The organism is Nitratireductor sp. WH36-1 (assembly GCF_058725515.1).
In genome coordinates, this window is the sequence record NZ_CM178970.1 from 1557338 (window position 1) to 1580750 (window position 23413).

The window sequence follows — 23413 nt, forward strand, 5'->3', positions numbered from 1 at the left end:
TCAGCCGCCGAAGCGCCGTCCGAACCCTTTTGGATCAACCAGCGCCGGCAGGCCGGTTTCATCGAGCCACGCTTCGCTCGGTGCGCTCAGTCTGCGATAGATGTCGCGCACCAGCCTGCGTGCCGTCTCGCCCGGCCAGTCCTGCGGCAGGAGCGCGGTCGGCAGGCCGGGATCGCGCAGCACGATGCGTCGCCAGTCATGAATGAGCAGGGTTCGCGCCGCCATCGCGTCGATGGGCGCGGGCATATGCGTGCCGGCAAGCTGATCGGCCAGCGGCGTGTAATCGGCGATCAGCTCCGCATAGGCGGCGGCGATCTCGTCTGAAGGCCAGAGGCTGCGCAGCATTTCGGGATGTTCGGCGCTTGAACCGTGGATCACCAGCATGTCCGCGAGCACGGCGTCACCGTTCGGCATTCTGGTGCGCGGCAGCAGGTGAACCCCTTCCGCGATCTTCAGGAAGCCGCGCTCCTTTAGCGCCTCGTCATGTTCGCCATTGCCGTTGGGCGGCGCGATCGCCACCGTCCACGAGCCATCCCAGTCGGGCGCGCCGGCTGCATAGATGCGCCGTGTCGCCAGGTCGAAGGCGTGCTGGCCATGCCGGTCCAGCGAGAAGAAGGAGTTGCGGCCGCGCCGTTCGCGCACCACCCAGCCATCGCCGGCAAGCCGCGACATGGCGGTGCGCAGCGCGCCGGCCTCGATGCCCAGCCGCGCCATCACGGTTTGAAGTGCGGCCAGCGGCGCTTCGCCGCCACGCGGCACGATGGCGTCGCCGAACAGGGTGATCACCAGTGACCAGACCCTGAGGCGGCCACGCCCGTGCAGGCGGTCGATCAGATCGGAAAGGGCGGTTTCTGCAGTTTCGGTCGGCGCATCCATGCCATCCACATGCCACGGGACGGGGAGGCGGGCAAGATTGTCAGTCGAGCCCCTTCACGCCACTCACCAGAAGATGCGTGGCAAGCTTCGCATAGTCCTGCCGGGAGATGCCGCGATCCTCGCGGAACCACATGTAAAACCAGTTGAGCATGCCGAACAGGCTCATCGTCACCGGTTTCAGAAGCGGCCGGTTGTCGAAGACTTCCGGGTTCACCTGCCGCACGGCTTCGGCAAACAGCGCAACCAGCCGGCGCTCCAGTGCTTTCAGCTCTTCCTGCTGCGCGTCGGGCAGAAGCTGAAGGCCGGAAAGCTGCACACGGTGTTCATTGTCCGCATCGCGATAGGCGTCGAGCAGCGCCGTCACCAGCCCTTCCAGCCGCTCCTGCGGAGCTTCATGGGGCTGGTCAGCCTCTTCCACGGCTTCCACCAGTTCCTGCAAATGCGTTTCGATGATGTCGAAAAGCAGCGCTTCCTTGGAGGTGTAGTAGTGATAGAGCAGCGCCTTCGAAACGCCGAGTTCCGTTGCAAGCTGGTTCATCGAGGCGCGGTCATAGCCGTCACGCGCGAAGATGCGCGCTGCGCCATGCAGCATGGCGTCGCGCTTGTCGTCATAATCCTTGGCTCGGGTGCGGGCCATCAATGCATATCCCGGGGGCGTTTGTGCGTTTGTGCGTCCGTGTCGCCCCTCGCGCCGTTCATGGGCGGGAAGGGGCGAGTCACTGTTGAAATGAGCGTCGGTACTCTCACTGTTTGTCGCGCTTGTCGATGATGCGCACGGCCTTGCCCTGGCTGCGGGCCACGCCGCCGGGGTCGGTCGCGTTGACGCGCACCGTCACGCCGACCACATCCTTGATGCGTTCGCCGAGCTGGCGGCAGGCCGCAAGTCGCACTTCTTCGCCCGCTTCCAGTGCTTCCATCTCCACATGGATGGTCATCGCATCCATGCGGCCTTCCTGCGTCAGCTCGATCTGGAAATGCGGCGCGAGCCCGTTGACGGTAAGAATCTGCTCCTCGATCTGGGTGGGAAACACATTGACCCCGCGCAGGATCATCATGTCGTCCGAGCGGCCGGTGATCTTTTCCATGCGGCGCATGGAGCGCGCCGTGCCCGGCAGAAGCCGCGTCAGGTCGCGCGTGCGGTAGCGCACGATGGGGAATGCTTCCTTGGTGAGCGAGGTGAAAACCAGCTCGCCCTTTTCGCCGTCCGGCAGCACTTCGCCGGTCTCCGGGTCGATGATCTCGGGATAGAAATGGTCTTCCCAGATGTGCAGCCCGTCCTTGGTCTCCACGCACTCATTGGCAACACCCGGTCCCATCACCTCCGACAGGCCGTAAATGTCGACCGCATGCATGTCGAATGCGTCTTCGATCTCGGCGCGCATGGCGTTGGTCCATGGCTCGGCGCCGAAAATGCCCACCTTGAGCGGGCTCTTGCGCGGGTCGAGGCCGCGCGCGCGGTATTCATCGAGGATCGACAGCATGTAGGAGGGCGTGACCATGATCGTGTCGGCCCGAAAATCCTCGATCAGCGTCACCTGCCGCGTGGTCATGCCGCCCGATGCCGGCACCACCGTCGCGCCCAGCCGCTCCGCGCCGTAATGCGCACCCAGACCGCCGGTGAAGAGCCCATAGCCATAGGCCACGTGAACGATGTCGCCCGCCCGCGTGCCGGATGCGCGGATCGAGCGCGCCATCACCTCGGCCCAGGTGTCGATGTCCTTTGCGGTGTAGCCCACAACGGTCGGCTTGCCGGTCGTGCCGGATGAGGCGTGAATGCGCGCCACCTTCTCGCGCGGCACGGCGAACATGCCGAACGGATAATTGTCGCGCAGGTCCGTCTTCACCGTGAAGGGGAATTTCGACAGGTCGGAAAGCTGCTTCAGATCGTCGGGATGAACACCGGCGGCGTCGAAGCTCTTCTTGTAATGCGGTACGTTTTCATAGGCGTGCCTGAGCGACCATTTGAGGCGCACAAGCTGCAGGGCCTGGATTTCATCGCGCGAGGCGATTTCGATCGGGTCCAGGTCTTCCTTTTTGGGGGTCAGGTCTTTCATCATTATCTCCCGAAGATGAGGATGCCGTCAGGCGTCTTCCTCGAAATGCTTGCCGCCAATGACGCGGGAATTGCCGCGAAACTCCGCGATGACTTTGCCGTTCTGGTTCTCCACGCGAACATCATAGATGCCCGAGCGCCCGAACCGCGCCACCTCGCGCGCCACCGCTGTAAGCCGGTCGCCGAGCGCGCCGGGCGCAACGAAGGTGATGGAATTGTGCTGCGCGACAACGATCTGGTTGTAGGAGTTGCACGCAAAGGCGAAGGCGGAATCCGCCAGTGTGAAGATGTAGCCGCCGTGGCAGATGTCGTGCCCGTTCGTGTGGTGCGTTTCCACCGTCATCGACAGGGTGGCGCTGCCCGGCGCCACCGCATCAAGGCTGCATCCCAGCCATTGCGAGGCGTTGTCGCGCGCCCACATGGCTGCTGCGCTGCGCTCTGCGATCTCCTGTGGAGACAGTTGCATTTGTGACATCTAGGCTCCTCCCAACGGCGTCGGTGAAAGCAGACTTGCATAAACCGACCGGTCGGTCAATAATGCTGTTGAGAGGAGGCGGTGGGGCCGCTTCCGGGAGGAGAGCATGACAAAAACGGCAGACAACGCTGCAACCAATGGCGAGAAACTGGCGGAGGACTTTGAATTGACGGCGCTGCCCGCGGGCTTCGTGGACGATCCGTTTCCGGTCTATCACGCACTTCTGGAGCACGCGCCCCTGAAGCGTTTCGCCGACGGCTCGGTCATGCTGTCGCGCTATGAGGATCTCGACCGCGTCTATCGCGACACGAAAACCTTTTCCTCCGACAAGAAGGCCGAGTTCCTGCCGAAGTTCGGCGACACGCCGCTTTACGAGCATCACACGACGAGCCTCGTCTTCAACGATCCGCCGCTCCACACACGGGTGCGCAAGATCATGATGGGCGCGCTCACGCCGCGTGCGCTGGCAGCGCTTGAGCCGGGTCTGATCACGCTGGTCGATGGCCTGCTCGACCGTATGGAAGAGAAGGGCGAGGTCGATCTCATCGAGGATTTCGCCGCCGCGATCCCCATCGAGGTGATCGGCAATCTGTTCGATATTCCCCACGAGGCGCGCAAGCCGCTGCGCGACTGGTCGCTTGCCATTCTTGGTGCGCTCGAACCGGTTCTCACCGACGAGCAGCTCAAATGGGGCAACACCTCCGTCACCGATTTCAAGGCGTTCCTGAAGGAGATTGCCGATGATCGCCGGCGCAATCCCGGTGATCCGGCGACCGACGTCCTGACCCGTCTCATCAATGGCAATGAGGGCGAAGAACTCTCCGAGGTGGAGCTTCTGCAGAATTGCATCTTCATCCTCAATGCCGGTCACGAGACCACCACGAACCTCATTGGCAACGCCCTTTATGAGCTGTTGCACTGGCCTGAAGAGAAGGCGCGGCTTGAAGCCGACCCGGACCTGATCGCGACGGCCGTCGATGAGTTCTTGCGTTTCCAGAGCCCCAACCAGCTCGGCAACCGCATGGCGGTGGAGCCGGTGGAGTTCCATGGCGAAACCGTGGAGCCGGGCACGCCGATCCATCTGTGCATTGGTGCTGCCAACCGCGATCCGCGCCAGTTTGCCGATCCGGACCGGCTTGATGTGGGGCGCAGGCCCAACAAGCATCTGGCCTTTGCCGGTGGGCCTCATCTGTGCGCGGGCTTCTCGCTTGCGCGCATGGAAGGGCGCATCGGCATTTCGCATTTTCTCAAACGTTTCCCCGACTACCGGATGACGGGCGAGCCGGAACGCACCGGACGTGTGCGCTTTCGCGGCTTCTCCCGGCTGCCGGCGCGGGTGCGCTGATCAATAAAGGAGTTTTCCATGAGCGTGATGCGGCTTGAAAGCTATGCGGCAGGGGCGTGGGTTGCGCCCTCGGGCGATCTCAAACCCCTGCGGAGTGCGGTCACCGGCGATGTGGTTGCCGAACTCGGTTCGCAGAAGCTGGATTTCGCCGGCATGGCCGATCATGCCCGCCAAGTGGGCGGGCCGGCGCTGCGCGCGATGACGTTCCACGACCGCGCCTTCGCCATCAAGGCGCTGGCGCAGTATCTGAACGACCGCCGCGAAGCGCTCTACGAGCTTTCCTACGAGACCGGTGCGACCAAGCCTGACTCGATGATCGACATTGATGGCGGCATCGGCACGCTGTTCGTCTATTCGTCCAAGGCCCGGCGTGAGCTGCCCGATGACAAGGTCTATGTGGATGGCGCGCTGGAGCAGCTTTCCCGCTCCGGAAACTTCGTTGGCCAGCACGTGGCGACCCCGCTTCAGGGCGTGGCCGTCCACATCAACGCCTTCAACTTCCCCGTCTGGGGCATGCTGGAAAAGCTTGCGCCGACGCTGATCGCTGGCGTTCCGGCCATCGTCAAACCGGCCTCCGCCACCGCGTGGCTCGCTGAAGCCTGCTTCCGCATGATCGTGGAATCCGGCCTGTTCCCGGAAGGCGCGGTTCAGTTCATCGCGGGTTCCACCGGAGACCTGCTTGACCGCCTGACCGGTCAGGACGTGGTGTCCTTCACGGGCTCCGCCTCCACCGCATCCATGCTGCGCGCCAACCCGAAGATCATCGGCAATTCGGTCCGCTTCGTGGCCGAGCAGGATTCGCTCAACGCCTCGGTGCTTGGGCCGGATGCAGCCCCCGGAACGCCTGAATTCGACGCTTTCATCAAGGAAGTGCACCGCGAGATGACGGCCAAGGCCGGCCAGAAATGCACCGCTGTGCGCCGTATTTTCGTGCCCGACGCGCACCGCGATGCGGTCACCGACGCGCTCATCGCCCGGCTTGAGAAGACCGTGGTCGGCAATCCGCGCAGCGAAGGCGTGCGGATGGGCGCGCTCGCAAGCCTCGCCCAGCGCGACGACGTTCTTGAAAAGGCCGGCATTCTGGCCACCGAGGCCCGCCGTGTCTTTGGCGACCCGGATGCCTTTTCGGTCACCGATGCCGATGCCGGCGCGGGCGCTTTCGTGCCGCCCATGCTGTTCTCCTGCGACGATCCTGATGGCGCTCAGAAGCTGCATTCCATCGAGGCGTTCGGCCCCGTCTCCACCATCATGCCGTACCGCGATCTCGGTCATGCGCTGAAGCTTGCTAATCGCGGCGAGGGCTCGCTTGTCGCCTCGGTCTTCACGCATGATCCGGCGGTTGCCCGGCAGGCGGTTCTTGACGCGGGCGCTTTCCATGGCCGGCTCTATTTCGCCAACCGCGACACCGGCAAGGAGGCAACCGGCCACGGTTCGCCGCTGCCGCACATGGTGCATGGCGGTCCGGGCCGCGCCGGCGGCGGCGAGGAGCTGGGCGGCGTCCGTGGCGTGATGCACTACATGCAGCGCACCGCGATCCAGGCGAGCCCCGATCTGATCGCCGGCATCACCAACCGCTATGTGGCTGGCGCTTCGACTGAAGAGAAAGAGCCGCATCCCTTCCGCCTGACCTTTGGCGAACTGGAGCCCGGCCGCACACTCTGGGCCGGTCCGCGCGAGGTGACGCTGGCGGACATCGAGCATTTCGCCGAGTTCACCGGTGATACGTTCTACGCGCATATGGACGAGGAGGCGGCTGCCGCCAATCCGTTCTTCCCCGGCCGCGTCGCCCATGGCTATCTCATTCTGTCCTTCGCGGCAGGCATGTTCGTTGAGGCTGCACCCGGCCCGGTGCTCGCCAATTACGGCCTCGACAATCTGCGCTTCATGAAGCCGGTCTCCCCCGGCGACACGCTGAAAGTGCGCCTCACGGTCAAGCAGAAGACCCGCCGCAAGGATGAATATGGCGAAGTGCGCTGGGATGTCGGCGTCTACAATCAGGAAGGCGAGCAGGTTGCGGCCTACGAACTCCTGACCATGAACGCCATGTAGTGTGGGGCGATTTGGGGCGTCCTTTGCCATGTCCTCCCGCTTTCTGGAGAACTGGCGCAGCGCCCCTCATCCCCCTGCCGGGACCTTCTCCCCGCCTGCGGGGAGAAGGCAGCGTTGCGCCGCTGCGTTTCTCAGGAGCACCACCGGCTGAACATTTCCCCGCCACGTCGAGGTCTACCTCTCCCCGCCTGCGGGGAGAGGGTAAGGGTGAGGGGCGAGCGCCGACCGAAACCGGAAGATCTCTCCCAATCAACCCGCACGTTAAAAAGCGCCCCGGCATTCTGGAGAACCAGCGCAGCGCCCCTCATCCCCCTGCCGGGACCTTCTCCCGCCTGCGGGGAGAAGGCAGCGTTGCGCCGCTGCGTTTCTCAGGAGCACCATCGGCTGAACATTTCCCCGCCACGTCAAGGTCTCCCTCTCCCCGCTGGCGGGGAGAGGGTAAGGGTGAGGGGCGAGCGCCGACGGACGCCCGGGAACATCGCGCCCCGCTAAACGCTCCTGGCCTGGAACGCCAGCCCGTCCACCAGTTCCGAAGCCTTGAGCAGCGCCGCACCCGTTGCGACAACCATCTGCGGCAGAAGCATCCATTCCAGCGTCCATGCCGCGCCGGAGCGTTCGTTTTCATGCACCAGCGCCTGATGCACGCCACCCACCAGCGTGGCGTTGAAGCGCGCGAGCGTCACCAGCGCTTCGGCGGCGACCGGGTTCTTCTTGTGCGGCATGGCGGAAGATCCGCCGCCCGCCGCCAGTTCGATCTCGCCAATTTCGCTTTGTGCCGCAAGCACGATGTCCTGCCCCATCTTGCCGAGGCTTCCGCTGATCAGCGAGAGAACGGAGGCAAAAGCGGCGATCCCGTCGCGCTCGCTGTGGCGGGCATGGTCAGGCTGCGCAAGGCCAAGCCGTGCCGCCAGCCGCCCGGCAACGGCCTCGCCCTTGTGGCCGAGCTTGTCGAGCGTGCCGGCTGCGCCACCGAAATGCAGCACCGCGATGTCGCCCTGAACCGTCTCCAGCCGTCGCACATCGCGGATGAGCGGTTCGCGCCATGACCGGATTTTCCGGCTGGCGGAAACGGGAATGGCGGCCTGCATGCGCGTATGCGCCATCACTTTGGTCTGTCCGTCCCGCGTCTCCAGCGCCGCCAGCGCGTCGATCAGCCCGGCAAGCCGCCGCGCAAGGATCGCCATCGCATCGCGCGCCCGCAGCGCAAATCCCGTATCGATCACGTCCTGGCTGGTCGCGCCAAAATGGAGATGCGCCCTGACGTCTTCGGGAAGGGCTGCGCGTAATTCCCTGACCAGCGCCGGCACGACCACCCCGTCCTGCGCCACGCCGGCCTTCAGACCGGCCACATCCGGGCTGAAACGCGCTAGCGTCGCGGTGATCGCCTCCGCCGCCGGGCGCGGAATGACGCCCTCATCGGCTTCGGCTTCGGCAAGCGCGGCCTCGAATTTCAGCATCGCGTCGAGTTCCGCCCGCGCGGAAAAGAGATGCGCGAGCTCCTCATCGCCAAGCAGGCCTGAAAGGATGGGATGATCGAACACGGAGATGGTCATGCGGCAAATGTCCCGGTTGGCGTTCTGAGTAGCTCAATAACACATCTGCCGCCGGGCGATTGGCCCGGCGGCAGGTTGATGCGGCAAAAAAGAAAGCGGGGTGTCGTTCAGATGTCGAAGAACACCGTTTCCTTCTCCCCCTGGAGATGGATGTCGAACGTGTAGACGTCGCCGTCGCGGCTGGCGATCAGCGTCGGCACGCGGTTTCGATGTTCGATCCGCGCGAGCACCGGGTCCTCGGCGTTTGCTGCCTCTTCGTCACCGAAATACAGGCGCGTCGCCAGCCCCAGATTGATGCCGCGCGCCACGATCCAGAGATTGATGTGCGGCGCCATCATGCGTCCACCGGGGAAGGGAACCGGTCCGGGCTTGATCGTCTCGAAGCGGATTTCGCCGCTTTCCATGTCGGAGGGAAACCGCCCCCAGCCGCTGAAGGCAGGGTCCGCCGCGCCGCGCGTCTCCGAAGGGGAGTTGTAAAGCCCCTCGGCGTCGGCCTGCCAGGTTTCCACCAGCGCGTCCTTCAGAACCGAGCCTGTTCCGTCAAACACGCGGATCACCACGCTGATGCGCTCGCCCTTCGTCTGGTCGCTGACGAGCGATGCGCCGAGATCTTCAGGGAAGATGCCTTCAATGCCGCAGAAATTCGGCGTCAGGCCGATATGGACGTAAGGGCCGGCGGTCTGCGACGCGCTTTCCTTCAGGCGATTGAGATCCTGGGCCATCAATTGCCCTCCATGCGGTTTTCAAAAAGGGTCGAGCGGCGGCCACGCAGAACGATGTCGAACTTGTAGGCGCGCGCATCCATCGGCACGGTCGCCTCCATGTCGAGCGCAGCGATCAGCCCCTCAATGGCCCTGCGGTCGGGAATGGTGCCGACAATCGGGCATTTCCAGATCATCGGATCGCCCTCGAAATACATCTGGGTGATCAGGCGCTGCACGAAACCGTGTCCGAACACGGAGAAGTGGATATGCGCCGGCCGCCAGTCATTGATGCCGTTCGGCCAGGGATAGGCTCCCGGCATGATCGTGCGGAAGGAATAATTGCCGTCCTCGTCGGTGATGGTGCGCCCGCAGCCGCCGAAATTGGGGTCCAGCGGAGCGAGGTAGCCGTCCTTCTTGTGCCGGTAGCGGCCGCCTGCATTGGCCTGCCAGAACTCGACCAGAACATTGGGAACGGGGCGCGCATTCTCGTCCACAACCCGGCCATAGACGATGATGCGCGGTCCAATCGCGCTTTCGCCGGAGCGTGCATGGTTCAGCGTCAGGTCGTTGTCGAGCGCGCCCAGAATGCCGTGCCCGAATGTCGGTCCGGTGATCTCAGACGGCGTGTGCGGAAAGGCGATCGGCGCTTTCTGCGGCGAGCGCACGACGGATGTCTTGTAAAGCGGGGTCAGCGCTGGCGGTTGCCAGGCCCGGTCACGCTGGAAGAAGCCGCCGGTTTCCGGTCTCTGGTTCTTCATGCCTTGTCTTCCTCCATCGCCGCAAGCGTCTGCTTGACGATCTTGATTGCATGGTTTGCCGCAGGCACGCCGGCATAGATGGCCACGTGCAGCATGGCCTCGCGCAGATCCTCCGCGCTCGCACCCGTATTGGCGGTGGCGCGCACATGCATGGCCAGTTCCTCGTCCTGTCCGAGCGCTGCCAGAAGAGCGATGGTCACCATCGAGCGCTCACGCTTTGTCCATTCGGTCCGCGACCAGACATGTCCCCAGGCGGCTTCCGTGATGAGTTCCTGAAAAGGCTCGTCGAAGGCGGTCTTGCGGGCTTGCGCATTGTCCACCCAGACATCGCCCAGCACCGCGCGACGCGTCTTCATGCCCTCCTTGTGTCGGGCGCTTTCTTCCTTGCTGGACATGCTATTCTCCTTGGTAGTCTGGGGCCCGACCACAGGGTCGGGTGTTCTAATGGCAGGGGATCAGAAGGGCAGGCCGACATAGTTTTCGGCGAGCATGGTAAGTGCTGCGCGCGACTGGAACAGATAGTCGAGCTCCGCATGCTGGATGCGCTGGCCGAATGTGCCCTGATCGGGGAAGCGGTGAAGCGTGCTGGTCATCCACCACGAAAACCGCTCCGCTTTCCACACGCGGGCCAGCGCCTTCTGCGAATAGGCGTCGAGGCCGGCCGTGGAGTTTTCGATGTAATATTCTCGAAGCGCATCAAAGAGATAGCGCACGTCGCTCGCAGCGAGATTCAGGCCCTTTGCGCCGGTTGGCGGCACGATATGCGCCGCGTCGCCGGCGAGGAATAATCGGCCAAAACGCATGGGCTCGGCGACGAAGGAGCGTAATGGCGCGATGGATTTCTCGATGGAGGAGCCGGTGGTCATGGCCTCGGCTGTGGCTTCCGGCAGGCGGCGGCGGATCTCGTCCCAGAAGCGCGCATCCGTCCATTCCTCGACGCGCTCATCGGCGGCCACTTGCACATAGTAGCGGCTGCGTGTGGTGGAGCGCATGGAGCATAAGGCAAAGCCACGCGGATGATTGGCGTAGATCAGTTCGTCGCCCACCGGCGGCACGTCGGCGATGATGCCAAGCCAGCCAAACGGGTAGATGCGCTCGAACGTCTCCAGCGCCTCATGCGGGATGGACTGCCGCGCAATGCCGTGAAACCCGTCGCAGCCGGCGATGAAATCACAGGCGATGCGGTGCGTCTGGCCGTCTTTCTCATAAGTCACGGAAGGGGTGTCGGTATCGAAACCGTGCGGCTGCACGTCCCGCGCTTCGTAGACCGTCTGCGCGCCGATGGCGTCGCGCCCGTCCATCAGATCATGAGTGACTTCGGTCTGCCCGTAGACGAGAACCCGTTTGCCGCCGGTCAGCGTGTGAAGGTCGACCCGGTGGCGGCGATTGTCGAAGGCCAGATCGAAACCGTCATGCGGCAGGCCCTCGGTCCGCATGCGTGCGCCAACGCCGGCTTCGTCCAGCATGGCGGCGGTGCCTTCCTCCAGAACGCCGGCGCGGATGCGCGAAAGCACATGCGCTCTGGATGCGCGCTCCAGAATCACATTGTCGATCCCGGCGCGCGATAAGAGCTGCCCCAATAATAACCCGGCCGGGCCGGAGCCGATGATGGCGACCTGAGTCCGCACGATGGCAATCCTCCCAATTGCATCGCGAAGAGTGGTTGTTTCCGCCGGGCGCGGCAATGGACATTTCCGGCAAACGATTGCACTATTCGCGCATCGTGCGGGAGGGGGGCGGTGCAGAGATCGATACCGAATTACAGACTTTACCAAGAAAAAACAGGCGAATCTCCTGATTTCTGGCTGCATTGCGAAACGCTCTCCGTTCGCAGTTCACTGCACAATTGGGAAATTTCGGTGCACCGCCATTCCGCGCTTTTCCAGATATTCTGGGTGACGGAGGGCGAGGGCATCATGATGGTCGAAGGACAGGCCGATTGTCATTTTACCGCCCCTTGCGCGCTTTTCATTCCGCCCGGCGCTGCACATGGCTTCCGCTTTCTCGGCCAGTCCGAAGGGCTGGTGACCACGGTTCTGGCAGACCGGCTTTCCCTGCCCATCGCCGCCGACCGGACCCTTGCCGATTTCTTCGCCTCCACCCGTATCGTTCCGCTGGGCGAGCCTGATGCTTCCACCGGGGAGGGCGGTGCGCAGGTGGGGCGTCTCCTGCGGCGCATTCACGCCGAAAACGGGCGAAGGGACATTGGCCGCGATCTCATTCTCGATGCGCTTTTGACGGAGGTTCTGGTCTGGCTGGCGCGTCTTGGCGCAAGGGCCGGCTTGCCGAAGAAAGCCATGTCGACGCGGGACAATGCACGCATGGAGGCGCTCGATACGCTGATCGCCGCGCATTTTCGCGAGCATCGTCCGGTTGGTTTCTACGCCGGGCGGGTCGGCGTTTCCGTTGCACAGTTGAACCGCATCGCAAGACAGGAGGCCGGCGTCAGCGTTTCGCAGCTCATCGCCCGCCGCCTGCTCGATGTGGCGCGTCGTGATCTGGTGTTCACGCCAACCCCGGTGCAGGCCATCGCCTATTCGCTGGGTTTTCAGGACCCTGCCTATTTCAATCGCTTCTTCCGGCGGCAGACAGGCGCTACGCCCGGCGCGTATCGCGAGGCGGAACGTCGGCGCATGGCCGCCTGAAAGGCTCCGGTTCAGAACAAAGAAAAGGGGCCGCTTGGCCCCTTCCTTTTCGCCTCTTCCCTGGAAAAGCATGGGTTGTGTTGTCAGCCGGGCGTCGAGCCCGGCCAGCCATCACATCGCCTTGTTGGAAATGTCGTGCGTGAATGCGCCTTCCGGCTCCTTGGTGATCACCGGATCGGAACCGCCCTGCAGCAGCGTGTCGACGGTCTGCTGGTAAGCAGCTTCATCCAGCGTCGGGCTGTCGCCCAGAAGCTTGGCAATCTCGCGCGTCATGCGCTTCTGGTGCTTTTCGGTCTGCGCACCGGTCGCATCATTGTCGAGCACGATGAGCGCCGCCTCATCCGGGTTGTCCTTGGCCCACATCCAGCCCTTCATGGACGCTTTCACGAAGCGCGCCATCTTGTCCACGAATTCAGGGTCCTGAAGCTTGTCTTCCAGCACATAGAGCCCGTCTTCGAGCGTGGCCACGCCCTCGTCCGTGTAGTTGAACACAACGATGTCGTCTTCGCTCAGCCCGGCGTCGATCACCTGCCAGTATTCATTGTAGGTCATGGCGGTGATGCAGTCGGCCTGCTTCTGCAAAAGCGGGTCGACATTGAAACCGATTTTCTGGATGGTCACGCCGTTTTCGGAACCGTCGCGCGGCAGGTCGAGCTTCGACAGCCAGCTATAGAGCGGATATTCATTGCCGAAGAACCAGGTGCCGAGCGTCTTGCCCTTGAAGTCTTCCGGCTTTTCGATGCCGGTCTCCTTGCGGCAGACCATGGTGAGGCCAGAGCGGGCGAAAGGCTGGGCGATGTTGACCACCGGCACGCCTTTTTCGCGTGCGGCCAGTGCTGACGGGAGCCAGTCCACCATCACGTCCGCGCCGCCGCCGGCCAGCACCTGAACGGGCGCAATGTCCGGACCGCCGGGCTTGATCTCGACGTTGAGATCTTCTTCCTCGTAGAAACCCTGATCCTTGGCGACGTAGTAGCCGGCGAACTGCGCCTGCGTCACCCATTTGAGCTGCAGGGTCACGTCGTCGGCTGCAAGAGCTTGCGAAGCGGCGAGCATCAGCGCGCCGGAAAATATGCCTGTGACTGCGTGTTTCATTTCGCTTCCCTCTTTGATTGGGCCGTTCTCCTCACGGCCGTGATTATCCACTCCTGATGGATGGATGCCAGAAGGTGACAGCGCGCTCCAGAAGCGCGACCGCACCATAGAAGAGCGAACCGGCGAGTGCGGCAACGGCAATCTCGGCCCACACCATGTCGATGTTCATGCGCCCCACCTCGGTTGAGATGCGGAACCCCATGCCCACAATCGGCGTGCCGAAGAATTCGGCGACGATGGCCCCGATCAGCGCCAGTGTGGAATTGATTTTCAGCGCGTTGAAGATGAAGGGGGCCGCTGCCGGCAGGCGCAGCTTGAAGAGCGTCTGCCAGTAGGATGATGCATAGGTGCGCATCAGGTCGCGGTCGATGGCGGTAGAGGCGGTCAGCCCCTGCACCGTGTTCACCAGCATGGGAAAGAAGGTCATGATGATCACGACGGCTGCCTTGGAGGGCCAGTCGAAGCCGAACCACATGACCATGATCGGCGCAACGCCGATGATCGGCAGCGCGGAGACGAAATTGCCCAGCGGCATCAGGCCGCGCTGCAGGAAGGGCGAGCGGTCGATGGCGATGGCCGTCAGGAAGCCCGCGCCGCAGCCGATGGCGTAGCCGATCAGCACCGCTTTCAGGAAGGTCTGCTGAAAGTCCGCCCACAGGGTTGGAACGGAGGAGACCAGCCGCGCCCAGATGGCGCTTGGCGGTGTGAGAAGCACGGGCGAGATGTTGAAGCCGCGCACCAGCCCTTCCCAGACAACCAGAAGCGTGATGCCGAAAATGGCCGGGATCAGAATGCCGAGCGCGCGTTTGGCCGATGCCGAGCGCGGGTTGAGCCGCGCAAGCCACTCATTGAGCGCCCAGGCCCCTGCCCAGAAAAGAAAGGCTCCCGTCAGCGCCCAGTTCATGGCTTTTCTCCCATCCGCGCCATCACCATGCGCTGGCCGATGCCCACCACGCCCACCAGAATGGCGGCGAGTGCGGCCGCCATGAAGAGGGCAGACCAGATCTGCACCGTCTGCCCGTAATAGGAGCCGGCCAGAAGCCGCGCGCCGAGGCCCGAAACAGCACCCGTCGGCAGTTCGCCGACAATCGCCCCCACAAGGCTGATCGCCACCGCCACCTTCATGGAGGTGAAGAGATAGGGAAGGGCGGCTGGCCAGCGCAGTTTCCAGAAGGTCTGTGCGCCGCTGGCATTGTAGGTCCGCATCAGGTCGAGCTGGAAGGCTTCGGGGCTGCGGAAACCCTTCACCATGCCCACCACCACGGGAAAGAAGGACAGATAGGTGGAAATCAGCGCCTTGGGCAGAAGGCCCGAGAGGCCGATGGCGTTCAGCACCACGATGATCATTGGCGCGACCGCCAGGATCGGGATCGTCTGGCTGGCGATCACCCAGGGCATGACCGATTTGTCCATCGCCCTGTTGTGCACGATGCCCACGGCCAGCAGCACGCCGAGCGCGGTGCCGATCACGAAGCCGAGCAGGGTGGAGGAGAGGGTGATCCAGGCGTGATAGAACAGGTTGCGCTTGGAGGTGAGCCGCGTGCCGACCGTGGTTTTCCAGATTTCCGCCACCACCTGATGCGGCGAGGGCAGCACGGGCCGCTCCTGCGCCATCGTATCGCGCACGAGATCGGCGGCTGTCCATTCCGTCCCCGCGCGCTCATAGGCGTCGATCTGCCATGGCGCGTTCAGATAGACGGTGAAGGCGTACCAGATCAGAACGATGACGCCGAGCACGATCAGGATCGGCAGCGTCTTGCCCTCCACCGCACGGCGAAAGAAGGGCGTTGTGGCGCCCGCCGGCGCCGTTCCCGCCGCCGCCGTCATGGCGTCACCTTTGGGGCGGGGCGCTCGCCCCTCATCCTCACCTTCTCCCCGCAGGCGGGGAGAAGGGGGCATAGACGGGGCCGCTTCGTCCTTCTCCCCGTGCGCGGGGAGAAGGTGCCGGCAGGCGGATGAGGGGCAGCGCTGGCGGTGGACAATCTTCTAGTCATCCCCATGCCCCGCTCTCAGCCCATCGCGCACCCGGTGTGCGATCTCCAGAAACTCCGGCGTTTCGCGGATGTCGAGCGGCCGCTCCCTTGGCAGGGGCGAAACGATCACGTCCGTCACGCGGCCGGGCCGTGGCGACATGACGACGATGCGCGTCGACAGATAAACCGCCTCCGGTATCGAGTGTGTCACGAAGCCGATGGTCTTGCCGGTGCGCGCCCACAGTTCGAGAAGCTGCTCGTTCAGATGGTCGCGCACGATCTCGTCGAGCGCGCCGAACGGCTCGTCCATGAGAAGAAGGTCGGCGTCAAACGCCAGCGCCCGCGCAATCGAGGCGCGTTGCTGCATGCCGCCGGAGAGCTGCCATGGGAACTTCTTCTCAAAGCCCGCAAGGTTCACCAGGTCGAGCGTGCGGTGCACGCGCTCTTTCTGCTCCGCCCGCGAATAGCCCATGATCTCCAGCGGCAGGGCGACATTCTGCTCGATGGTGCGCCAGGGAAAGAGCCCCGCCGCCTGAAACACGTAGCCATAGGCCCGCTTGCGGCGGGCCTCTTCCGGCGTCATCCCGTTGACGAGGATCTCGCCGGCGGTCGGCTGCTCCAAATCGGCGATCACGCGCAGAAACGTGGTCTTGCCGCAGCCCGATGGGCCGATGAAGGAGACGAACTCGCCCTTGTTGATGGTCAGGTCCACATCGGCGAGCGCGCGCACCGGCCCGTCATTGGTCTCGAAGGTGAGGCCAAGCCCCTTGGCTTCCACGACGGGCTGGCTGGTTTGAGGGGAGGACGCTTCCTGGCGAATGGCTGGGTTGGCGTTCACTGGATCCGTACCCCCTTAAACGCCGCTTGCCGGAATGCCCGTCCGCTCCACCCTGCGTGGCGCGGTCACTTCCTTCCATTGCGACAGCGCCCTGTTCACCGCCATATGCGGTTCGCGCGCCACGAATTTTCCGTGGCCCGGCTTCGCTTTGACCACGCCATCCTCGACCACGATCTCGCCGCGCGACAGAACGGTCTTCGGCAGGCCCTTCACCTCGATGCCCTCGAACACATTGTAATCGATGGCCGATTGCTGGCTCTTTGCCGAAATCGTCTTCGTGGCTTCCGGGTCCCAGATCACGATGTCCGCGTCCGCGCCTTCAACGATCGCACCCTTCTGTGGATACATGTTGAGGATTTTCGCAATGTTGGTGGAGGTGACGGCGACGAACTCGTTCATGGTCAGCCGCCCGGTGTTGACCCCGCGTGTCCAGAGCACCGGCATGCGGTCTTCCAGTCCACCCGTGCCGTTCGGGATCTTTGTGAAATCGCCAACGCCATAGCGCTTCTGCTCGGTGGAGAAGGCGCAATGGTCGGTTGCCACCACCTGTAACGAGCCTGCCTGCAGCCCCGCCCACAGCGAATCCTGATGCTGCTTGTTGCGGAAGGGCGGGCTCATCACCCGCCGCGCCGCATGGTCCCAGTCGGCATTGGCATATTCGCTTTCATCCAGCACCAGATGCTGGATCAGCGGTTCGCCGTAAACGCGCATGCCCTTCTGCCGCGCCCGGCGGATCGCCTCATGGCTCTGTTCACAGGACGTGTGCACCACATAAAGCGGCGTGCCCGCCATGTCGGCGATCATGATGGCGCGGTTTGTGGCCTCGCCCTCCACTTCGGGCGGGCGCGAATAGGCGTGCGCCTCCGGCCCGTTATTGCCTTCCTCCATCAGCTTTGCCTGAAGCTGCGCGACCACATCGCCATTCTCGGCATGAACGAGCGGCAGTGCGCCAATCTCGGCGCAGCGCTGGAACGACGAATACATCTCGTCATCGTCCACCATCAGCGCGCCCTTGTAGGCCATGAAGTGCTTGAAGGAGGTGATGCCCTTTTCCACCACCTGCGGCATCTCGTTGAAAACCTGTTCGCCCCACCAGGTGATCGCCATGTGGAAGGAATAGTCGCAGGTCGCCCGGGTCGACTTGTTGTCCCACATCTGGATCGCTTCCAGCAGAGACTGGCCGGGCGAGGGCAGGCAGAAATCCACCACCATGGTGGTGCCGCCGGAAACGGCGGCGCGTGTTCCGCTTTCGAAATCGTCGCTTGAATAGGTGCCCATGAAGGGCATTTCGAGATGGGTGTGCGGGTCGATCCCGCCCGGCATCACATAGCAGCCGGTGGCGTCGATCTCGTGATCGCCATGTAGATCGTGGCCGATCGCCACGATCTTGTCATGCTGCACGAGAATGTCGGCCTTCCACGTCCGGTCGGCCGTGACGATGGTTCCGTTTCTGATGACCTTGGACATGAGTTTCCCCTCTTATTGTGTTGTCCTCGGCGGATATGCAGGATCGTCAGATCATTCGACGATCTCCGCCGTTTCCACCACGGCATGGAACAGGACATCCGCGCCGCCCTGCGCCCACTCCTTCGTGATCTCTTCCGCCTCATTGTGCGAAAGCCCGTCGACGCAGGGGCACATCACCATGGCGGTCGGCGCCACGCGGTTGATCCAGCAGGCGTCGTGACCAGCGCCCGAAACGATGTCGCGATGCGAATAGCCAAGCCGTTCGGCGGCGTCGCGGATCGCCTTCACGCAGCCCTCGTCAAAAGTGACCGGTGCGAAATGGCCGACCGGCTCGATCTCGAACTTGATGTCGAGCGCGTCGCAGATGGTTTCGATGCCCGCCTCGATCTTCGCGCGCATGCTGTTCAGCGTCTTCTCGTCGGGCGAGCGGATGTCGACGGTGAACACCGTCTTGCCCGGAATGACGTTGCGGGAATTGGGGTAGACCTCCACATGGCCGATGGCGCCCACGGCGTTCGGCTGGTAGTCCATCGCCACTTCGTGCACCAGTTCCGTTACCCGCGCCATGCCGAGCCCGGCATTGCGGCGCTTGGGCATCGGCGTCGAGCCGGTGTGGCTCTCCTTGCCGGTCAGCGTCACCTGCAGCCACCACAGGCCCTGCCCATGGGTGACAACGCCGATATCCACGAATTCGTCTTCAAGGATCGGGCCCTGCTCGATGTGCAGTTCGAAGAAGGCCTTCATCTTGCGCTGGCCAACGGGTTCGTCGCCTTTCCAGCCGATGCGCTCCAGCTCGTCGCCGAAGCGCTTGCCGTCAGCATCCGTGCGGTCATAGGCCCAGTCGCGCTCATGCACGCCGGCAAACACGCCCGACGCCAGCATGGCCGGGGCGAAGCGCGTGCCTTCCTCATTGGTCCAGTTGGTCACCACGATGGGGTGCTTGGTCTTGATGCCCAGATCGTTCATCGAGCGGATGACTTCGAGCCCGCCCAGAACGCCGAGCACGCCGTCATACTTGCCGCCCGTCGGCTGGGTGTCGAGATGCGAGCCCACATAGACGGGCAGGGCGTCCGGGTCGGTGCCTGCGCGTGTCGCGAACATGGTGCCCATTTCGTCCACGCCCATTTCGAGCCCGGCTTCCTCGCACCATTTCTGAAAGAGCCTGCGGCCTTCGCCGTCTTCGTCCGTCAGTGTCTGGCGGTTGTTGCCGCCGGCCACACCGGGCCCGATCTTCGCCATCTCCATGAGTGAATCCCAGAGGCGGTCGGCGTTGATCTTTAAGTTCTCGCCCGGTGCGGCCATGTTGCGTATTCCCTTACTTCAATTCGACTTCGACGAACGACATCGGTTTGTCGCCGCCATTGATGACATTGTGCTCCACGCCCTCGTCGCGGCGGTAGGAAACGCCCGCTTCAAGGTTGTTGTGCACGGTTTCGCCGCCCGGCATTTCCAGATGGAAAGCGCAGGGCGTGAGCGTGGTGATGACATAGTCCATGCCATGGCGGTGCCAGCCGGTCTCCGCCCCCGGCGCGAAATCCCAGCGGGTCACGCGCACGCGCTCGTCCTCGATCAGCACCTCATGGGTGGCCTTTTCGCGTTCCGTCGCCATATCAGTCAATCATCCTCAAAACGTCGCGCAGATTGTCGATCAGCTCATCGATCTGGCCGCGGGAGATGATCAGCGGCGGTGAAAGCGCGATGATGTCGCCCGTCGTGCGGATCAGGAACCCGCGCTCATAGGCCTTGAGGAAGGCCGAGAAGGCGCGCTTGGTCGGTTCGCCGGGAATGCTCTCCAGCTCCACCGCGCCGACAAGGCCGATATTGCGAATGTCGATCACATGCGGCTCGCCCTTGAGCGAATGCAGCGCGTCGGCCCAGTGGTCGGCAAGCTCCGAGGCGCGCGTGAGCAGCCCCTCTTCCTGATAGGTGTCGAGCGTTGCCAGACCCGCCGCACAGGCAATCGGGTTGCCCGAATAGGTGTAGCCGTGGAAGAACTCGATCAGGTGCTCCGGCCCGTTCATGAAGGCGTCGTGGATTTCCTTCTTCACGAACACCGCGCCCATCGGGATGACGCCGTTGGTCACGCCCTTGGCGGTGGTCATGATGTCCGGCACCACGCCGAAATAATCCGCAGCAAACGGCGCGCCGAGGCGGCCGAAACCGGTGATGACCTCATCGAAGATCAAGAGGATGCCGTGCTTGTCGCAGATGTCGCGCAGGCGCTTCAGATAGCCCTTCGGCGGGATCAGCACGCCCGTGGAACCGGCCACCGGCTCGACAATCACCGCTGCCACCGTCGATGCGTCATGCAGTGCAACGATGCGCTCCAGCTCGTCGGCCAGGTCGCCGCCATGCTCCGGCTCGCCGCGCGTGAACGCGTTTTCGCCGGGCAGATGCGTGTGCGGCATGTGGTCGACGCCCGTCAGAAGCGTGCCGAACATCTTGCGGTTGGACACGATGCCGCCCACCGAGATGCCGCCGAAATTCACGCCATGATAACCGCGCTCGCGGCCGATCAGGCGGAAGCGCGAGCCGTCCCCCTTCACCCGGTGATAGGCAAGCGCGATCTTCAGCGCCGTGTCGACGCTCTCCGAGCCCGAATTGGTGAAGAACACATGGTCCATGCCCTCCGGGGCCATCGCGGCCAGCCGGTTGGCGAATTCAAACGCGATGGGATGGCCCATCTGGAAGGCGGGCGCATAGTCCAGCTCTGCGGCCTGTTTCTGGATGGCCTCGGTGATCTTCGGCCGGCAGTGCCCGGCGTTCACGCACCACAGCCCCGCCGTGCCATCCATGATCTTGCGGCCGTCCTCGGCCGTGAAGTGCATGTCCTTGGCTGCGACCAGCATCCGTGGCGTTTCCTTGAACTGCCGGTTCGCAGTGAACGGCATCCAGAACGCGGATAGGTCGTTCGGCCTCTTGTTTTGCCTGTCGAGCATGACCAAGCTTCCCCTGATTGTTTGTTGCGCTCGGCTTATCCCGGTCAATGCTTGGTAGTTCGCACATAGTTATGCTACGAAATTTTTGACCGTTTGGACAAACGTTAACACCGCCATGTGGGCGGTCAAGAGTATAGTAGGGGAAATGTCCTTGCGCCGGCGCATTCCACAGTGGACTAATCGGCTGGACCAGAAGCGTCGTTTACACGGCCTTGATGGCCGCTGTCGCACGCGCGCAAACGACCCCGCAGCCCATGGAACGGCAGCCTGATGGACGAGCCCGCTGTCCGCCCCAAACGCACCCGCATCCAGCGCGAGAAACGCGAGCTGATCGGAGAGGCGGCGCTTGAGGTTTTTTCCAGGCACGGTTTCCGTGGTTCGACCATCGATCAGATCGCCGATGAGGCGGGTATGTCGAAGCCCAATCTCCTCTATTATTTCAAGAACAAGGAGGAGATTTTTACGACCCTGATTCAGCGTCTCATGGAGACCTGGCTCGCCCCCCTGCGCGCCATGGATGCGGCGGGCGACCCACAGTCGGAAATCCGCTCCTACATCCGCCGCAAGATGGAGATGTCGCGCGACTTTCCGCGTGAGAGCCGGCTTTTCGCCAATGAGATCCTGCAGGGCGCGCCGCGCATCCTTCCGCTGCTTGAGGGCGAGCTCAGGGAGCTGGTGGACGAGAAGGCGACCGTCATCGCCGCATGGATGCGCGAGGGGCGGCTAAAGAAGAGCGATCCCTATCACTTCATCTTCGCCATCTGGGCGACCACCCAGCACTACGCCGATTTCGACGTCCAGGTACGCGCTGTCCTCGGCGAAAAGCGCGGTGGCGAGGGCCGTTTCGAGGATGCCGCGCGGTTTCTGGAGGGGTTGTTTTTGGAGTAAGTAACGGCAAGATTGCGATAGCAGATTTTGCGTCGTTTTTTTGCCAAGGGGGATTTGGACTTGAATTTTTGCAAAGCGGGTATTTGGGAGGATGTTGTTAAATTCTCTCAGGGCGATTTGTTCGACATTGATTTTCTTCTTGGGGCAGGAGCTGATTTTCGAAAGCAGTATAGCGGGGCGAAACCCGTTTCCTGGCCGTACATTCCCGCTGATGTTGCCAAATTTGAGCAGGGAAAGGCTGACGACATCTGCGCCGGCTACGATATGCCGATTACCTTTACGCCGGATAATTGGAATGGGCGCTTTTTTGCGCTGATCGCGCAGGATCCCTTAAGGAGTCCGGTTGAAGGCAAGGGGAAGCGACAATTCACTCTGGCAACCCCCTGGGGTTTCAGTAACCCGGAGGCACCAAAAGCCGCTCACAACGGCAAGCTCTGGCCGTCAGTCGAAGCGATCTGTCGTTCCGGTCATGGCGTCTATCTCACCGATGCCTCGAAAATCTACATCCATCCGAAGAACAGCCTCAAAACTGCCGAGACCCGGGCGCTTGAAGACAAGGTCTTCAAGAAGGAGATGGAAGCGGTCAAACCGGTCCATGTGGTGGTCTTTGGTCGTGAGGCGGAAGCTTCAATCCGTGCGCTTGGTGTGTCCAATTACGACTACCATCCGCATATCTCCGCATGGGGAAAGCAGAAGTCCCACTACGGTACGGAAAACGAAACCCATGCGGTAATCGCAGGAGCCCTGATGGCGCAGATCGCCCGCAACAGCGGTGTCGAACTCAGCTGACCCGAGCCTTCCCCGAAGAGGCTGGCTCGATGGTTTCAGCCAGCCTTGTTCGGATGCGATCAGGCGCGTTGCCTCTGCGCCGCACAGCTGTTAAACGCCCGGTCCCAACTCAACCGGAGCACTCACATGCGGCCTGCACTCAGGGCGAAAGCCATCGCGATCTGCGAAGAGAAAATCGCGAAGAAGGGTGAGGGCGTCGGGCTCTCTTTCTATGCCTTCTTCGCCAACAGGAATGACGATCCGGAGCTTCTCATGGAAGCAGCGGAATGGTGGATCAGGACGCATGCGCTCGATCATTTCGAAAAGGCGATGAAGATCCGGGACATGATCCGGTCCGGCAAATAACCAGCTGTCTTTCAAGCGGTTCGTCTGGCCGGTGCATTCCATTTGCGCCGGTCAGTCCCCATATTGGGGGCATCCGAGTTTGAACCGTTCGAGACAGGCCATGCGTTTCTCCCTTCCGACCCTTGCCGCGTCATTCATCGCGTCCGTTTTCATCGCAGCTCCCGCATCCGCCGAGCAGGTGGGCGAAATCGGTGTCGACTGGCTCGGCAACGACATCATCATCGAAGCCGTCAATGACCCGAAAGTGGAGGGCGTGACCTGTCACGTCACTTATTTCGATCGCGGCGTGATCGACCGTTTGCAGAAGGGCAACTGGTTCGAGGACCCGTCCAACTCCTCCATCTCCTGCCGCCAGACCGGTCCCATCGTCATCGGCGATATCGAGATGGATGACGGTGGTGAGGAGGTGTTCAAACAGCGCCAGTCGCTCATCTGGAAGTCGGTCGTCGTCAAGCGCATCTATGATGAGGCCAACGACACGCTGATCTATCTGTCCCACGCCCGCCAGGTGCAGGACGGTTCGGCCAAGATGGCGATCTCCACCGTGCCGCTCTACGGGCAGGATGCGGTCTGGAAAGAGGGGGAATAGTCTTCTCTGCTGGTGCGAAGCGGGCGCAACGC

General features: G+C 62.9%; 24 protein-coding genes. 7 read left to right on the forward strand and 17 right to left on the reverse strand.

Annotation, left to right across the window (positions count from 1 at the left end; translation table 11 throughout):
- The 4 genes from AC4PTT_RS07435 to paaI form a co-directional block, all read right to left on the reverse strand.
- Positions 1 to 876, reverse strand: a complete 876-nt coding sequence (locus AC4PTT_RS07435) for a PaaX family transcriptional regulator (RefSeq protein ID WP_206994144.1) — start codon at positions 874 to 876, stop codon at positions 1 to 3.
- Between the two features lie 40 nt (positions 877 to 916).
- The gene (locus AC4PTT_RS07440) at positions 917 to 1513 is read right to left on the reverse strand and encodes a TetR/AcrR family transcriptional regulator (protein WP_113155697.1); all 597 of its coding nucleotides are present in this window, start codon (positions 1511 to 1513) and stop codon (positions 917 to 919) included.
- Positions 1514 to 1619: 106 nt separating this feature from the next.
- A complete protein-coding gene (paaK, locus tag AC4PTT_RS07445; RefSeq protein ID WP_113156373.1) occupies positions 1620 to 2930 on the reverse strand; it encodes a phenylacetate--CoA ligase PaaK in 1311 nt (436 codons plus the stop codon).
- A 27-nt stretch (positions 2931 to 2957) separates the two neighbouring features.
- Entirely contained in the window at positions 2958 to 3395 is a 438-nt protein-coding gene (gene paaI / locus AC4PTT_RS07450; protein WP_492162595.1) for a hydroxyphenylacetyl-CoA thioesterase PaaI, read from the reverse strand.
- A gap of 115 nt (positions 3396 to 3510) precedes the next feature.
- Between paaI and AC4PTT_RS07455 the strand changes: the two genes are divergently transcribed.
- Positions 3511 to 4749, forward strand: coding sequence for a cytochrome P450 (locus tag AC4PTT_RS07455; RefSeq protein WP_492162416.1), 1239 nt, complete (start codon positions 3511 to 3513; stop codon positions 4747 to 4749).
- Between the two features lie 18 nt (positions 4750 to 4767).
- Positions 4768 to 6798 (forward strand): phenylacetic acid degradation bifunctional protein PaaZ, encoded by a 2031-nt coding sequence (paaZ, locus tag AC4PTT_RS07460; RefSeq protein ID WP_492162417.1) that lies wholly within the window; start codon positions 4768 to 4770, stop codon positions 6796 to 6798.
- A 488-nt stretch (positions 6799 to 7286) separates the two neighbouring features.
- Here paaZ and AC4PTT_RS07465 read toward each other — a convergent pair whose 3' ends face one another.
- From AC4PTT_RS07465 to pobA, 5 genes are all read right to left on the reverse strand, one after another.
- The gene (locus tag AC4PTT_RS07465) at positions 7287 to 8351 is read right to left on the reverse strand and encodes a 3-carboxy-cis,cis-muconate cycloisomerase (protein ID WP_475081421.1); all 1065 of its coding nucleotides are present in this window, start codon (positions 8349 to 8351) and stop codon (positions 7287 to 7289) included.
- 107 nt (positions 8352 to 8458) lie between these two features.
- On the reverse strand, positions 8459 to 9073 hold the full coding sequence (pcaG, locus tag AC4PTT_RS07470; protein WP_206554183.1) for a protocatechuate 3,4-dioxygenase subunit alpha: 615 nt from the start codon (positions 9071 to 9073) through the stop codon (positions 8459 to 8461).
- Positions 9073 to 9813 (reverse strand): protocatechuate 3,4-dioxygenase subunit beta, encoded by a 741-nt coding sequence (gene pcaH / locus AC4PTT_RS07475; RefSeq protein ID WP_206543928.1) that lies wholly within the window; start codon positions 9811 to 9813, stop codon positions 9073 to 9075. Before pcaH ends, pcaG begins: the two co-directional genes overlap by 1 nt.
- Complete coding sequence (gene pcaC / locus AC4PTT_RS07480) at positions 9810 to 10208, reverse strand: 4-carboxymuconolactone decarboxylase (RefSeq protein WP_492162418.1); 399 nt, start codon at positions 10206 to 10208, stop codon at positions 9810 to 9812. The genes pcaH and pcaC overlap by 4 nt, the downstream gene beginning before the upstream one ends.
- A 60-nt stretch (positions 10209 to 10268) precedes the next feature.
- The gene (gene pobA, locus AC4PTT_RS07485; protein WP_492162419.1) at positions 10269 to 11441 is read right to left on the reverse strand and encodes a 4-hydroxybenzoate 3-monooxygenase; all 1173 of its coding nucleotides are present in this window, start codon (positions 11439 to 11441) and stop codon (positions 10269 to 10271) included.
- Between the two features lie 231 nt (positions 11442 to 11672).
- Here pobA and AC4PTT_RS07490 point away from each other — a divergent pair, with 231 nt between their 5' ends.
- Positions 11673 to 12458 carry a helix-turn-helix domain-containing protein gene (locus tag AC4PTT_RS07490; RefSeq protein ID WP_492162420.1) on the forward strand — a complete coding sequence of 262 codons (786 nt, stop codon included), beginning with the start codon at positions 11673 to 11675 and terminating at the stop codon, positions 12456 to 12458.
- 111 nt (positions 12459 to 12569) lie between these two features.
- Here AC4PTT_RS07490 and AC4PTT_RS07495 read toward each other — a convergent pair whose 3' ends face one another.
- The 8 genes from AC4PTT_RS07495 to aptA all read right to left on the reverse strand — a co-directional run bounded on the left by AC4PTT_RS07495 (position 12570) and on the right by aptA (position 20770).
- The gene (locus AC4PTT_RS07495) at positions 12570 to 13553 is read right to left on the reverse strand and encodes an ABC transporter substrate-binding protein (protein ID WP_206543924.1); all 984 of its coding nucleotides are present in this window, start codon (positions 13551 to 13553) and stop codon (positions 12570 to 12572) included.
- Positions 13554 to 13596: 43 nt separating this feature from the next.
- A complete protein-coding gene (locus AC4PTT_RS07500) occupies positions 13597 to 14457 on the reverse strand; it encodes an ABC transporter permease (RefSeq protein WP_206543923.1) in 861 nt (286 codons plus the stop codon).
- Complete coding sequence (locus AC4PTT_RS07505; protein ID WP_206548159.1) at positions 14454 to 15380, reverse strand: ABC transporter permease; 927 nt, start codon at positions 15378 to 15380, stop codon at positions 14454 to 14456. Before AC4PTT_RS07505 ends, AC4PTT_RS07500 begins: the two co-directional genes overlap by 4 nt.
- 159 nt (positions 15381 to 15539) lie before the next feature.
- On the reverse strand, positions 15540 to 16364 hold the full coding sequence (locus AC4PTT_RS07510; RefSeq protein ID WP_113155686.1) for an ABC transporter ATP-binding protein: 825 nt from the start codon (positions 16362 to 16364) through the stop codon (positions 15540 to 15542).
- 15 nt (positions 16365 to 16379) lie between these two features.
- The gene (gene hydA, locus AC4PTT_RS07515) at positions 16380 to 17831 is read right to left on the reverse strand and encodes a dihydropyrimidinase (protein WP_206554178.1); all 1452 of its coding nucleotides are present in this window, start codon (positions 17829 to 17831) and stop codon (positions 16380 to 16382) included.
- 51 nt (positions 17832 to 17882) lie between these two features.
- A complete protein-coding gene (locus tag AC4PTT_RS07520; RefSeq protein ID WP_492162421.1) occupies positions 17883 to 19133 on the reverse strand; it encodes a Zn-dependent hydrolase in 1251 nt (416 codons plus the stop codon).
- A 13-nt stretch (positions 19134 to 19146) separates the two neighbouring features.
- Entirely contained in the window at positions 19147 to 19440 is a 294-nt protein-coding gene (locus AC4PTT_RS07525) for a cupin domain-containing protein (RefSeq protein ID WP_090327048.1), read from the reverse strand.
- Between the two features lies 1 nt (position 19441).
- Positions 19442 to 20770, reverse strand: coding sequence for an omega-aminotransferase AptA (gene aptA / locus AC4PTT_RS07530; RefSeq protein WP_113155683.1), 1329 nt, complete (start codon positions 20768 to 20770; stop codon positions 19442 to 19444).
- 270 nt (positions 20771 to 21040) lie between these two features.
- Between aptA and AC4PTT_RS07535 the strand changes: the two genes are divergently transcribed.
- The 4 genes from AC4PTT_RS07535 to AC4PTT_RS07550 all read left to right on the forward strand — a co-directional run bounded on the left by AC4PTT_RS07535 (position 21041) and on the right by AC4PTT_RS07550 (position 23381).
- Entirely contained in the window at positions 21041 to 21658 is a 618-nt protein-coding gene (locus AC4PTT_RS07535) for a TetR family transcriptional regulator C-terminal domain-containing protein (RefSeq protein WP_492162422.1), read from the forward strand.
- A gap of 60 nt (positions 21659 to 21718) precedes the next feature.
- Positions 21719 to 22447: a hypothetical protein gene (locus AC4PTT_RS07540; protein ID WP_492162423.1), complete on the forward strand. Its 729-nt coding sequence runs from the start codon at positions 21719 to 21721 to the stop codon at positions 22445 to 22447.
- A gap of 126 nt (positions 22448 to 22573) precedes the next feature.
- Positions 22574 to 22792 carry a DUF6500 family protein gene (locus tag AC4PTT_RS07545; protein ID WP_492162424.1) on the forward strand — a complete coding sequence of 73 codons (219 nt, stop codon included), beginning with the start codon at positions 22574 to 22576 and terminating at the stop codon, positions 22790 to 22792.
- 100 nt (positions 22793 to 22892) lie between these two features.
- Positions 22893 to 23381 carry a CreA family protein gene (locus tag AC4PTT_RS07550; protein ID WP_206554176.1) on the forward strand — a complete coding sequence of 163 codons (489 nt, stop codon included), beginning with the start codon at positions 22893 to 22895 and terminating at the stop codon, positions 23379 to 23381.
- The last annotated feature ends 32 nt before the right edge of the window (positions 23382 to 23413 follow it).